Source organism: Chryseobacterium sp. (assembly GCF_022712095.1).
Lineage (GTDB): Bacteria > Bacteroidota > Bacteroidia > Flavobacteriales > Weeksellaceae > Chryseobacterium.
The window spans coordinates 1-14,083 of sequence record NZ_JALAHD010000156.1; the positions used below are offsets into that span (position 1 = coordinate 1).

Below are 14,083 nucleotides of genomic sequence, written 5' to 3' on the forward strand. Positions count from 1 at the left end.
AGATTGCTCTTTGGTAAGGACAATTGTTTTTTTATTACTGGTTATAGTAACGGTATTTTCTTTTGGAGAATTATTAAAAACTACTTTTACCAAGCTTCCGTCGGTCGCTTTATAAACAAAGTTTGTTTTTTCATTAGTTTTTATAGATGATGAGTTTGCTGGTATGGAGTCACTTTTATTGTAATTATTTATAACGGCATTGTCATCGGCTTTTAGGACATCCTTGTTGCCTTCTTTTTTACAACCAATCCACAGAAGTGATAAGACACATAAGATCAAGGTATTTTTCATTTTTTTGATTTTCTAATTGTTATACATGTAAAATTAACTAAAATTTAACTTAGAATAATATTAAAAGCTAAAGTTTATATGGGCAGAAAAGTTAAAATTTGATTAAATTTGTATGAACTATAAAAAATGAAAAAATGAGCTACATTTCTTACATAGAAGCGAGACAGATTTTGGATTCAAGAGGAAATCCTACAATTGAAGTGGATGTATTCACAGAGAGCGGAGCAATGGGCCGTGCTGCAGTTCCTTCCGGAGCATCCACAGGAGAGCATGAGGCTGTAGAATTGCGTGATAATGGTTCGGAATATATGGGGAAAGGAGTTCTCAAAGCTGTTGAGAATGTAAGAGAAATTATTGCACCGGAATTAGTAGGTTTCCCTGTATTTGATCAGAATCTTCTTGACCAGATTATGATTGATCTTGATGGGTCTAGCAATAAAGGAAAATTAGGAGCTAATGCTATTCTTGGTGTTTCTCTGGCTGCTGCGAAAGCTGCTGCTACAGAACTGAGAATGCCACTTTATAAATATGTAGGAGGAGTTAATGCCAATACATTACCGGTTCCGATGATGAACGTTATCAATGGAGGTTCCCACTCTGATGCACCTATTGCATTCCAGGAATTCATGATTATGCCAGTAAAAGCTGATTCTTTTTCCCATGCTTTGAGAAAAGGAACTGAGATTTTTCATAATCTGAAATCTATACTTAAAGGAAGAGGTCTTTCTACGGCTGTAGGGGATGAAGGTGGTTTTGCTCCAACATTTAAAGGAACAGAAGATGCTCTGGATACTTTACTCCAGGCTATTGAAAAAGCTGGCTACAAACCGGGAGATGATATCATGTTAGCATTAGACTGTGCAGCTTCAGAATTCTATAAAGACGGGACTTACGATTATAGAAAATTCGAAGGAGAGAATGCTGCTCACAGAAGCAGAGAAGAGCAGGTTTCTTATTTAGCCGAATTAGCTAATAAATATCCTATTATTTCTATTGAAGACGGTATGCAGGAAGATGATTGGGAAGGATGGAAAATGTTGACGGATAAAATCGGAGACAAAGTTCAGTTAGTAGGAGATGACTTATTTGTTACTAATGTAGAAAGGTTGTCAAGAGGAATTAATGAAGGAATTGCCAACTCAATCCTGGTAAAAGTTAATCAAATCGGTTCTCTTTCAGAAACTATGGCAGCTGTACAAATGGCTCAACACAATAAATATACTTCAGTAATGTCTCACAGATCTGGAGAGACTGAGGATTCTACAATAGCTGATCTGGCGGTGGCAATGAATTGCGGACAGATTAAAACAGGGTCTGCTTCAAGATCAGATAGAATGGCAAAATATAATCAATTATTAAGAATTGAAGAAGCACTTGGTGAAACAGCAATTTTCCCTGGATTAGAGGCTTTTAAAATCAAAAGATAACAGCCAAAATATAAAAAAACAGCAAACTATAATTGTTTGCTGTTTTTTTATGGCATTTTATAGAATTTTAGTAAATTTATAGAAAATTAAATAAATAATGTCAGACAACAAAGTTATATTGAATTACGACGGTAATTCTTATGAATATCCAATAGTGGATAGTACGATCGGAGACAGAGGTATAGATATTTCAAAACTTAGGGACCAAACGGGTCTTATTACTTTAGATTTAGGATACAAAAATACAGGTGCGACAATTAGTGAAATCACTTATCTTGATGGAGATAAAGGAGAATTGTTTTACAGAGGTTATCCCATTGAACAAATTGCTGAAAAGTCGAATTTCACTGAAGTAATGTATCTTTTATTACATGGTGAATTGCCTACCATAGATCAGTATTCTACTTTTGAAGGTAATATTAAAAAATATAACTTCATTGCAGAGGAGATGAAAAAAATCATTGATGCTTTCCCTCGTTCTGCTCACCCTATGGGAGTTTTATCATCTTTAACATCTGCATTGACGGCATTTAACCCTAAAGCTGTAGATGTAAACTCTAAAGAGGATTTAGACCATGCTGCAGAGTTGATGATTGCTAAATTCTCTCATCTTTGTGCATGGACTTACAGAAAAACCCAGGGGCTATCATTAAACCATGGCGATAATAGCTTAAACTACGTAGAGAATTTCTACAAAATGGCATTCAGAGTACCAAATGCTGAATTTGAAGTGGATCCTGTCGTAGTTAATGCTTTAGATAAATTATTGATTCTTCATGCTGATCATGAGCAAAATTGCTCTACTTCTACAGTAAGAATGGTAGGATCTGCTCATACAGGTCTGTTTGCTTCAATTTCTGCAGGAGTTTCTGCATTATGGGGTCCACTTCACGGAGGGGCAAATCAAGCTGTAATCGAAATGCTTGAATTAATAGAGAAAGACGGAGGCGATGTATCTAAATATGTTGCTAAGGCTAAAGATAAAAACGATAACTTCCGTTTAATGGGATTCGGACATAGAGTATATAAAAACTTTGACCCAAGAGCGAAAATTATTAAAAAGGCTGCGGATGATATTTTAAATGCACTGGGAATTCAGGATAAAGCTCTTGACATTGCTATGCAGTTAGAAAGAGTAGCATTGGAAGATGATTACTTCGTAGAAAGAAAATTATATCCGAATGTAGATTTCTATTCAGGGATTATTTACAGAGCATTAGGAATCCCTACAGAAATGTTCACAGTAATGTTTGCATTAGGAAGGCTTCCGGGATGGATTTCTCAATGGAAAGAAATGAGATTGAAAGGAGATCCGATCGGAAGACCAAGACAGGTTTATCAAGGAGCTGCAAAAAGAGATTACATCGATATTGCAAACAGATAATCTTTGTATCAAAATAGAAGAAAATCCCCAAATTTATTTGGGGATTTTTTATTTTGAAGATAATTTATTTAAATAGACTAAATGGTATAAAAAATAATCCATTTTTTGATTTTATATTATGATATTAAATTTTTTAGATAAAATAATTCAAAAGTTTTTAAACTAATGTCCTTTGCCTATATTTGTAAAATGTATGAATCTTTATGAAACTGAACATTAAAAATGAAACAGGCAAACTCAGGTCCGTAGTGCTAGGTCAGCCTAATTCTATGGGATCTGTCCCAACGCTTGAAGAAAGCTACGATGCTAAATCTTATTATTCAATAGAAAACAATATATATCCGAAGGAAGAGGATATTATTCAAGAAATGAACGCTTTTGAAGCAGTTCTTAAAAAATATGATATAGAAGTTCTTCGCCCAAATATTATTAAAGACTATAATCAGGTTTTTGCAAGAGATGTGGCCTTTGTAATTGATGATAAAATGATTATTTCGAATGTAATAGCCGACAGGGCGGATGAACAGGATGCCTACAGAAAAATATTTGAAAAAGTATCCTGGAGAAATATTATTAATCTTCCGGAAACGGCACATATTGAAGGGGGAGATGTTATTGTCTGGAATGATTTCCTTTTCATTGGAACCTGCTTCAGTGAAGACTATAGAAATTATAAAACAGCAAGAACAAATGAATATGCCATTGAGATCCTAAAAGAATACTTTCCTAAAAAAAGAATTATTGATTTAGAACTGAAGAAGAATGATAAGATTCCTTATGAAGGAATTTTACATCTGGATTGTACTTTTAACCCTATAGGAACAGATAAATGTATTATTTATAAAGAAGGTTTTGTAGATGAAAGTGACTATTGTCTTATTATTGATATTTTTGGGGAAGAAAACTGTTTTCACGTAACCAGAGATGAAATGTTTGAAATGGTTCCTAATATATTTTCCCTTTCACCGGAGATAGTAGTTTCGGATAAGACCTTTACGAGAATGAATAATCATTTGAGAAATGAATGGGGAGTTACAGTGGAAGAAATTCCTTATAGAGAAATTTCTAAAATGGGAGGACTTTTAAGGTGTTCTACGATGCCATTGATAAGAGAATAATTAAAGTTATTTAAAACTAGGAAAAATGCAAACAACAGATACAGTTTTAATGATAGAGCCGGTTGCCTTTGGATATAATGCAGAAACGGCGGAAAATAATTACTTTCAGATAGAACAGGCGGGCTCAGATATTCAGTCAAAAGCTCTGGCAGAATTCAATATTTTTGTCGAGAAGTTAAGAAGTAAGGGAATTAACGTGATCAGTATAAAAGATACTGTCGATCCTCATACTCCGGATTCTATTTTTCCAAATAACTGGGTGAGCTTTCACAAGGATGGGAAAGTGGTTTTATATCCTATGTTTGCTTCAAACAGAAGAGTGGAAAGAAGAGAGGATATTATTGAAACTATTGAAAAACATGGATTTAAAGTAACCGAAATTGACGATTGGTCCTTTCCTGAAACTCAGGGTCATTTTTTAGAAGGAACAGGGAGTATGATCTTTGATCACGATAATAAAATTGCCTACGGTTCTGTTTCTTTAAGATTAGACGAGAAACTATTCAGGGATTTCTGTGAGAAATATGGCTTTCAGCCTGTTGTATTCCATTCTTTTCAAACGGTAGGCTCAGAAAGGCTACCCATTTATCATACAAATGTTATGATGTGTGTAGCAGATCAATTTGTTGTAATATGTCTGGATTGTATAGATAACGAACTTGAAAGAAGTAAAGTTATCGAAACTATAAAAAACTCGGGAAAAGAAATTATTGAAATCTCAGAGGAACAAATGCAGCAGTTTGCGGGGAATATGCTGCAGGTACAGAATAAAGAAGGAGAGAAGTTTTTAGTAATGAGTCAGACAGCTTATCAATCCCTGTCTTCTGAACAAATTTCTGCAATTGAGAAATATTGCGAAATTATTTACTCTGATCTTAATACTATTGAAGTAAATGGAGGAGGTAGTGCCCGTTGTATGCTTGCAGAAGTTTTTCTTCCCCATTCATCCATGTCTTAGAAAAAGTATATATTTGCGGAAAATTTTCGGTTGAAATCATTGTTAATTAAAGGTTTACATATTCTTCTAACTCTGGAAACAGAGCTGGAAGATTTGTTATTAGATAGTGAAGCTTTTTTAGAGTATATTAAATCTGTTGTGGTAGCTAAAGATGTAGAAGTCGTGGGGATAACCAATCATATCTTTGAAAATAACAGTTTTACTTCGGCGGTATGCCTTAAAGAATCACATCTTTGTATTCATACATGGCCGGAATTTAAACAGCTTACATTTGATGTTTTTCTTTGTAATTACAGTCAGGATAATACAGAAAAAACTGAACAGATTGCTGAAGAAGTTATACGGTATTTTAAAGCTATCGTACTCCAAAAACACAAGATTTACCGATAAAAATGTATTACGTTTGTCCAATATGCAAAACAGAGAATAGGCTTGAGATCACTTTCAGTATTGGAGAGTATATCTGCTCATCCTGTACAAATATTATTTTTGTCAATGAGAATACCTCTAGAAAAAAAATTAGAAAGCCTGTTGAAAATGTAGTCCTTGAAGTGGGGCAGAAAGGAATTTTATTGGGAACAGAATATTATGTTATTAATATTGTTATCAAAAAATACGGACAGAATATCTTCTGGAGAGAATATGCATTAAAAGATAAGGCAGGAAATAATGTATATTTAAGTGAAAGTGACGGGCATTGGGTTTTTCTAAGTCCAACAGATAAAGAACTGCATGATTATCAACACTATGCTGAACTTGATGGGAAAAAATACAGGTGGTATGAGACAACACCATGTAATACTTATTCAGCAACGGGCTTCTTTGAAGATAAAGTCAATCTTGCACTTTCAAATTATAAGGAATATGTAAATGGAACTACGATGATTTCCCGTGAACAGACAGGGAGTGATTTGGAATATTTCCATGGGAAGCATATTTCCAGATATACTGTAAAAAGAGCTTTCAAAATTAAAAATCTCCCTAATTATACAGGTATAGGGATTGTACAGCCTTTCTATGTGGATTTGAAACAGGCTATCAATATTTTAGGTTTGGTCGCACTTATTATTTGTTTATTGCAATTATATGTTTTTACATCCAGAACTAATAAAACCGTATTTGAGCAGGAAATTAATTTTGCTGACGTTCATAATAAAGAACTAGTGAGCAATAGTTTTAAATTATCGGGAGGATCAGCTCCTTTAAGAGTTAATGCTTATTCAAATGTTGATAATTCATGGGCAAATGTAGAAATAAGCCTTGTGAATGAAAAGAACAATGAAATAATATATACCTCTAAAGATATCGAACAGTATCACGGAGTAGATGGTGGAGAAAGCTGGTCAGAAGGGAGCAAAAGTGAAACTTTTAATTTTTGTGGTGTATCACAGGGAGATTATCATTTTCTAATTTCTGCGGAAAAAGAAAGTGGAGTAAATATTGTAAACTCTTATTCTGATCCGAATAAACTAAAAGAGGAATTGACCAAACTAAACCCGAGTGATATGAAATCAATAGATAATTTTTATAGTTCTCTCAATGACTCCAATCCCTCTGTAAAAATAAAAGCAACCTGGCTACCTGTCTCTTTCTGGAATTTTGGTATTATTTTATTTTGCATAGTTATTCTGGTTATAGCCTTTTATATTGGAAAACGTTTTTTTGAAGTTTCCAAGTGGGCTAATAGTTCTAATTCATCTTATTAGTTATTCTCATGAGAAATATTGTTGAGTATATAAGAAGTAACTGGCTTCTTTTTCTTATAGGAGCTTTCTTTTTAGGTGGTTTTATTTATCTTACTTATAATGGAAACCAGTTGTGTGATTGTGCCAAAACAGAAACATATAAAGACGGAACTACAAGAAGTCATTCTTCCGGAAGAGGGTTCTACAGATATTATCATAAATAAAAAATATAACTATGGATAACATTAATTTCTTACCGATATTTAATTCAATACTTTATTCCCTTTTAGGAATTGCGATTTTATTAGTATGTTACCTTATTATTGAGAAACTTACACCCGAAAGAACATGGCATGAAATTTCTAAAAACCAGAATGTGGCTCTTGCTATTATTTTTGGTGCATTTATTATAGGAATTTCAATCATTATAAGCGCAGCAATACATGGATAAGAAAAGAGTTCCTCTTGAACTGCTTTTATTGTTTTCAGTATTTGTCATAGCCACTTGTGGACTGATTTATGAATTGGTGGCAGGAGCTTTGGCAAGTTATCTTTTAGGAGATTCTGTAAAGCAGTTTTCTTTTATTATTGGGGTTTATCTTTTTTCGATGGGAGTGGGATCCTATTTTGCCAAATTTATTAAGGGAAACCTTATAGACAAATTTATTGAAATAGAGATTCTTGTAGGAATAGTAGGAGGAATCAGCTCAGTGGTATTATTTATATTGTTTAATACATTAGCCCATTTTGAAGCCGTATTGTATTTGTTCGTATTTGGTACGGGTTGCCTTGTCGGGGTAGAAATCCCTCTGTTGATGAATATTCTTAAAGATAGGATAGGCTTTAAAGATTTAGTATCAAATGTATTTGCATTTGACTATATAGGAGCATTACTGGCTTCTATTCTTTTTCCCCTAGTTTTAATTCCTAATTTGGGGATTGTAAAGACACCTCTGTTCTTTGGGCTCATCAATGTTTCTATTGCTATCTTTTTATGTTTCTACCTTACAAAAGAGCTTTCAGGTACGCTTTCTTTAAAAATAAAATCCATTGGGGCTTTTTTAATTTTGCTTATATTATTTATATTTTCAGATAGGATATTATCTTTTTCTGAAGAAAAATTATATGGTGAAAATATAGTCTATACTAAAAGTTCACCCTATCAAAGAATAGTGCTTACCCGTAATCATCATGAATTTCGATTATATTTAAATAACAACTTGCAATTTTCCTCTACAGATGAATACAGGTATCATGAAGCTTTAGTACACCCTGCTATGTCTATGTCTAAAGAAATCAGAAATATACTGATTTTAGGAGGAGGTGATGGTTTTGCAGCGAGAGAAGCTCTAAAGTATAAGGATGTACAAACTATAACGCTAGTTGATTTGGATGGAGAAATGACTGATTTTTTTAAAACTAATGAGACAATGAAAAAGCTGAATCATGGTTCGCTTTCCAATTCCAAAGTCAAAATAGTTAATAAAGATGCTTACATCTGGGTAAAAGAAAATAATCAGAAGTTTGATGTTATCATCATCGATTTTCCCGATCCTTCTAATTATAGCTTAGGAAAGCTGTATTCTCTTCAGTTTTATAAAGAATTGGAAAGAATTACAACTCCGGATACCAAGATAGTTATCCAGACAACATCTCCTTATTTCGCACCTAAGTCTTTCTGGTGTATTGATAAAACTGTAAATCAGATATTTCCTTTTACTTCAGCCTATCATACCTATGTACCTTCTTTTGGAGAATGGGGGTTTTGTATGGCTTCTTTTGAACCGGTTAAAAATAAAATTTATAGGAAAGTGTCTGATTTGAAGTTCTATGATTATAATTTTTCCCAGATGTCCTATTTTAATAAAGATATGAAATCTGAAAATATAGAAATCAACCGTTTAGATAATCAAATATTAGTTCGTTATTTTGATGAAGAGTGGGGGAAAGTACAGTAGAAAAGACTTTCTTAAAACCGTTTTTTTAGGAAGCCTTATATTTCCTTTTTTGCACTATTGTGAGAAAAAGGGCAAATCATTGCTGCTTAAAATTACAGGTACTAATTATGTTTTAGGGCATCGTTTATGGGCTAAAGACTTTCCTGGATTTACAGAAGAAATCAGAACTCGGTTTTTAATCATTGGAGGTGGAATGTCAGGACTTTCAGCATGTCGGTTTTTATCAAAAAATAATCATCAGGATTATCTGCTGCTGGAAATGGAAGACCACTTGGGAGGAAATTCTTCCAATGGACAGAATAAATTTTCAAAGTTTCCTTTGGGAGCACATTATCTTCCCTTACCTAATAAAGAAAACAAAGAAATCATTGAATTTCTGGAAGAGTGTGGAATTTATTTAGGAGATGACGAATCAGGCGAACCTGTTTTGGATGAGTATCAAATGACATTCCCTCAACAGGAGCGTTTGTTTTACAAGAATACATGGCAAAATGATATAGTTCCTCAAAAAGGAATATCTCAGGAAGTTCAAGATGAATTTATTCGATTCTTTCAATTAATGAACCGGTTTCGTGAAAAAAAAGGGATGGATGGGAAATACTGGTTTAATATTCCGGTTTACGAGTCAAGCCGGGAAGAAGGGGTACTCCAATTAGAACGCATACTTTTTAAAGACTGGTTATATCAGCAAAATTTCAAATCCGAAGAGCTGTTATGGCTACTAGATTATTCCTGTCGTGATGATTATGGATTAGGGATTGATTATGTCTCGGCTTGGGCAGGTATTCATTATTTTGCAGGAAGAAAAAATAATTGGAGTAAAAAATACAAAGAACAGGTTTTTACCTGGGCAGAGGGAAATGCGAGGCTGGCGGAACATCTTTCAAAATACACATTCGGGAAACATTTTACTAACCATTTGACATTTGATATCCAATTAAAGGACTATGGAGTAGAAGTAAAAACTTTTGATAATGACACGAAGAGGACCAAGAAAATTATTGCAGAAAAAGTTTTATTGGCAACCCCACAGTTTGTCAATGAGAGGATTATTAAAAACAGAGATACTGAGTCATTTAATTATGTACCATGGCTTTTAACCACAATTACTCTTAAAAATGAGTTTGGAGGCGATGAAGAACTGGCTTGGGATAATGTGATTTTTGGCTCTGATGGTTTGGGGTATATCTATGACCAGCATCAGAATGTCAATCAGGTTATGACTGAAAAAGTAATAACCTATTACAAAAGTTTTTCAACAGATGACTGTAAAAAAGCCAGAAAGAAATTATATTCAATGAAGGAGAAGGAGCTTAAAAATAGGGTATTGGAGGACTTAAAAAAAGCACATCCTCTTATTGAAGATTTTATAGTGGAAATGCAGTTTCATAAAATGGGACATGCTATGATAGCTCCTGTTCCCAACCAGATTTTTGGTAGAAAAACAGAAGAAGCAAGAAAAGATATTGAAGGGAAAATATTTTTTGCCCATTCGGACCTTTCCGGAATTTCTATTTTTGAAGAAGCATTTTATCAGGGAATAAAAGCAGCAAAACAAATGATATGAGACAACCTTGGATTCTTAATGCCAAAGCAGATGGATGGTTTATACTTTCACCTCCGTTGCTTATTCTTTTTTTGATATTCATTTTTCAGAAACAAATCTTATATCTGGAAAATAATTATTCTTTTTATACATGGTTATTTCTCATCGTGTTTGTAGATGTAGCCCATGTATATTCGACTCTTTTTAAAACCTACTTTGTAAAAAAAGAAATTCAGAGCAGAAAGCTTCTTTACTGGGGGATTCCGGCTTTAAGCCTGGTGTTGGGATTGATTTTCTATCAATTGGGAAGCCATGTTTTTTGGTCGGCTTTAGCACTCGTCGCAGTATTTCATTTTATCAGACAACAATATGGGTTTATGCGTCTTTATGCACGTTTTGAACCTAATAATTGGAAAAAGGAATTAGATGGTTTGGCTGTTTATTCAGCTACGATTTATCCGATGCTTTACTGGTTTAAAACTCCCCGAGCTTTCACATGGTTTGTTGAAAATGAATTTGTATGGTTAAAAAATCTACCTGATTATATTAATTTTATTACTGTTTTATATTTCATGATACTTTTTGTCTGGATTATAAAAACAGGCTGGGAAATATTTAAAACAAGAACGTTTAATTTTCCCAAGATAGCGTTGATTGTAGGAACTTATCTTTCCTGGTATTTTGGGATTGTTTATTTCAATAATGATCTGGTATTTACCTTCCTGAATGTTATATCTCACGGAATTCCTTATATAGCTTTGATTTATATTAAAGAAATACAGCAAAAAGATTCAGATCAGTTAAAAGGACTTTCAGCTTTTAAGTCGACCCTTGGAATATTTTTATTCATTGCTGTTATTTTAGGATTTGCTTTCTTTGAAGAGTTTTTATGGGAAATATTGGTATGGCAGGAATATTTTTCATTTGACTTTTATCTTTCCATTTCCTGGTTCCAGCTTCTGATTCCAATATTAGTCGTTCCGCAATTGACACATTATCTGTTAGATGGATTTATTTGGAAAAACTCCAAAAAAGTTAACTAAATTTGCTTCATAAGTAAATTATTATGAAGATAAATAAGTGTTTTACTTCTTTTTGTATTATATTGGGAGTTTACTTACATGCTCAGCAAAAAACATTTTGTAATCCCATCAATATCGATTATGGATATACTCCCTTCGAATCATTTGCAAAACAAGGAAAACACAGGGCAACCGCTGATCCTGTAATTGTTAATTTTAAAAATAAACTTTTTCTTTTTTCAACCAATCAGGAAGGATACTGGTATAGTGATGATATGCTGGACTGGAAATTTGTAAAAAGAAAATTTCTTAGGGATAATAAATATATTCATGATCTCAATGCTCCCGCTGTTTGGGCGATGAAGGATACTTTATATGTATTTGGCTCTACCTGGGAACAGGATTTTCCCATCTGGAAGAGTACGAATCCCATAAAAGACGATTGGCATATTGCTGTAGATACTTTAAAAGTGGGAGCATGGGATCCGGCATTTCACTATGATGAGGATAAAAATAAACTTTATCTATATTGGGGTTCAAGCAATGAATGGCCTCTGCTGGGAACTGAAGTAAAAGTTAAAACATTGCAGTCGGAAGGTTTTGTGAAGCCAATCCTCAGACTTAAACCGGAAGACCATGGTTGGGAGCGCTTTGGGGAATATAATGATAATGTCTTTCTTCAGCCTTTTGTAGAAGGAGCATGGATGACAAAGCACAATGGGAAATATTATATGCAATATGGGGCGCCTGCTACAGAATTCAGTGGTTATTCAGATGGAGTATATGTAAGTAATAATCCTTTAGAAGGATTCGAATACCAGCAGCATAATCCTTTTTCTTATAAGCCCGGAGGTTATGCTAGAGGAGCAGGACATGGAGCAACTTTTAAAGATAATTTCAATAATTGGTGGCATATATCTACCCTCTTTATTTCTACAAAAAACAATTTTGAACGGAGATTGGGAATCTGGCCGTCCGGATTTGATAAGGATGATGTGATGTACTGTAATACGGCTTATGGTGATTACCCCACTTATCTTCCTCAATATGCACAGGGAAAAGATTTTACTAAAGGGCTTTTTGCCGGATGGATGCTGTTGAATTATAATAAACCTGTACAGGTATCTTCAACGCTGGGAGGGTATCATTCCAATTATGCTGTAGATGAAGATATAAAAACCTATTGGAGTGCTAAGACTGGAAATTCAGGAGAATGGTTTCAGACAGACTTAGGTGAAATTTCTAAGGTAAATGCAATTCAGATTAATTATGCAGATCAGGATGTTGAGTTTTTGGGTAAAACTCTTGGAAAAATGCATCAGTATAAAATCTATGGTTCAGAGGATGGGAAAAAATGGAAAGTAATCGTTGATAAAAGTAAAAATACCAAAGATGTTCCTCATGATTATATTGAGCTGGAAGGACCGGTAAAAACAAGATTTTTAAAAATCGAAAATCTGAAAATGCCTACCGGAAAATTTGCTTTGAGTGGATTCAGGGTGTTTGGAAAAGGAGCAGGAAATAAGCCTGCACCAGTTCAGAATTTTGTTCCGCTAAGAGCTGATCCTAAAAAATACGGAGAAAGAAGAAGTATATGGATGAAGTGGCAGCAGAATGAAGAAGCAGACGGATATGTTATTTATTGGGGTAAATCACCTGATAAACTTTACGGAAACATTATGGTATATGGTAAAAATGAATATTTTTTTACAGGTGCGGACCGGGCGGATGCTTATTATTTTCAGATTGAAGCATTTAATGCTAATGGAATCTCTGAAAGAACAGAAGTTGTAAAATCAGAATAAAATGAGAACGCTCTGAATCCAGAGCGTTTTTCTATTTTAAATTAAGACGTTTTAGAAAATCTGAAATTTTGTTGATCAAAAAAGGAGCGTGACTTCCATATTCCCAATCAGTATGTCCGCCTTCAAAGGTGTAAAATTCACTCATTATGTTATGTTTTTTTAAAGCAGCCTCTAAAAAATCTTTTTGAGATAAAGGTATAATATGATCTTTAGTCCCATAAAATGAAAAAGTTGGAGGTGAGTTTTTGTTTATCCATTTGATTGGACTTGCGAAATCTGTTGCAGATTCATTATCAGCAAGAAGTTTTGGATCCACTAAGGCTTTTTCCACAAAAGCATAATCTTCATATTTTTTGAATTCAGGGTCGGAGAGATTAGAGGGCCCTACAATATTAATGACTGCTTTTATCTTTTTTTGAGTGTCATATTTATAAGAATAGAGCATGGAAATATTAGAGCCGGCACTGTTCCCCAAGATAACAAATTCAGGTTGATACTGTAGTGTATTCTTTAAATATTTTAAGGCTGTATCAATATCCTCTGTCTGGTTAGGGAATCCAAAACGGGAGGAAGTAGCCAATCTGTAATTAATATTGGCAAAAATATGATTAGGAAATTTCTTTGTCAGTTCCAGAGTGAAGGCGGTTAGTTCTTTCTTATCATCCTTATTCCACCCTCCACCGTGTACGATGATGAAAACATCTTTTTTTATATTGAATTTATCTTTCGGAATATACAGATCCATAATCTGTTCAGGGTGGTCACCATATCTGATGTTAAGCTGGCTATTATAACTCATATTTTCATCTGTGTTCATATTATTCTCTTTAAAATTTAAAATTAATAATAAAACGATAGATAAACTGATAATTAAAATATTTTTTTTCAT

General features: G+C 33.7%; 14 protein-coding genes. 12 read left to right on the forward strand and 2 right to left on the reverse strand.

Annotated features, from left to right (window positions below; all coding sequences use genetic code 11):
- Positions 1 to 291 (reverse strand): hypothetical protein (locus Q0A18_RS07805; protein WP_292009587.1); only part of this gene is annotated, 291 nt, incomplete at its 3' end.
- 134 nt (positions 292 to 425) lie between these two features.
- Here Q0A18_RS07805 and eno point away from each other — a divergent pair.
- The 12 genes from eno (at position 426) to Q0A18_RS07865 (ending at position 13,194) form a co-directional block, all read left to right on the forward strand.
- Positions 426 to 1,718 (forward strand): phosphopyruvate hydratase, encoded by a 1,293-nt coding sequence (gene eno, locus Q0A18_RS07810; RefSeq protein WP_292009588.1) that lies wholly within the window; start codon positions 426 to 428, stop codon positions 1,716 to 1,718.
- A 97-nt stretch (positions 1,719 to 1,815) separates the two neighbouring features.
- A complete protein-coding gene (locus tag Q0A18_RS07815) occupies positions 1,816 to 3,102 on the forward strand; it encodes a citrate synthase (RefSeq protein WP_292009589.1) in 1,287 nt (428 codons plus the stop codon).
- A 203-nt stretch (positions 3,103 to 3,305) separates the two neighbouring features.
- On the forward strand, positions 3,306 to 4,220 hold the full coding sequence (locus Q0A18_RS07820; protein WP_292009590.1) for an arginine deiminase family protein: 915 nt from the start codon (positions 3,306 to 3,308) through the stop codon (positions 4,218 to 4,220).
- A 25-nt stretch (positions 4,221 to 4,245) separates the two neighbouring features.
- Entirely contained in the window at positions 4,246 to 5,178 is a 933-nt protein-coding gene (gene ctlX, locus Q0A18_RS07825) for a citrulline utilization hydrolase CtlX (protein WP_292009591.1), read from the forward strand.
- Between the two features lie 30 nt (positions 5,179 to 5,208).
- A complete protein-coding gene (locus Q0A18_RS07830) occupies positions 5,209 to 5,568 on the forward strand; it encodes an S-adenosylmethionine decarboxylase (RefSeq protein WP_292009592.1) in 360 nt (119 codons plus the stop codon).
- 2 nt (positions 5,569 to 5,570) lie between these two features.
- On the forward strand, positions 5,571 to 6,884 hold the full coding sequence (locus Q0A18_RS07835) for a DUF4178 domain-containing protein (RefSeq protein ID WP_292009593.1): 1,314 nt from the start codon (positions 5,571 to 5,573) through the stop codon (positions 6,882 to 6,884).
- A gap of 8 nt (positions 6,885 to 6,892) precedes the next feature.
- Positions 6,893 to 7,087 carry a hypothetical protein gene (locus Q0A18_RS07840; RefSeq protein WP_292009594.1) on the forward strand — a complete coding sequence of 65 codons (195 nt, stop codon included), beginning with the start codon at positions 6,893 to 6,895 and terminating at the stop codon, positions 7,085 to 7,087.
- An 11-nt stretch (positions 7,088 to 7,098) separates the two neighbouring features.
- Positions 7,099 to 7,314, forward strand: coding sequence for a DUF350 domain-containing protein (locus Q0A18_RS07845; RefSeq protein ID WP_292009595.1), 216 nt, complete (start codon positions 7,099 to 7,101; stop codon positions 7,312 to 7,314).
- The gene (locus Q0A18_RS07850; protein ID WP_292009596.1) at positions 7,307 to 8,821 is read left to right on the forward strand and encodes a polyamine aminopropyltransferase; all 1,515 of its coding nucleotides are present in this window, start codon (positions 7,307 to 7,309) and stop codon (positions 8,819 to 8,821) included. Before Q0A18_RS07845 ends, Q0A18_RS07850 begins: the two co-directional genes overlap by 8 nt.
- A gap of 79 nt (positions 8,822 to 8,900) precedes the next feature.
- Entirely contained in the window at positions 8,901 to 10,388 is a 1,488-nt protein-coding gene (locus Q0A18_RS07855) for an NAD(P)/FAD-dependent oxidoreductase (protein WP_292009597.1), read from the forward strand.
- Positions 10,385 to 11,410, forward strand: coding sequence for a hypothetical protein (locus Q0A18_RS07860; RefSeq protein ID WP_292009598.1), 1,026 nt, complete (start codon positions 10,385 to 10,387; stop codon positions 11,408 to 11,410). The genes Q0A18_RS07855 and Q0A18_RS07860 overlap by 4 nt, the downstream gene beginning before the upstream one ends.
- A 23-nt stretch (positions 11,411 to 11,433) precedes the next feature.
- Positions 11,434 to 13,194 (forward strand): discoidin domain-containing protein, encoded by a 1,761-nt coding sequence (locus tag Q0A18_RS07865; protein ID WP_292009599.1) that lies wholly within the window; start codon positions 11,434 to 11,436, stop codon positions 13,192 to 13,194.
- Between the two features lie 31 nt (positions 13,195 to 13,225).
- On the opposite strand, the gene Q0A18_RS07870 is transcribed toward Q0A18_RS07865, so the two are convergent.
- A partial coding sequence (locus Q0A18_RS07870; protein WP_292009600.1) for an alpha/beta hydrolase occupies positions 13,226 to 14,083 on the reverse strand: 858 nt, incomplete at its 5' end.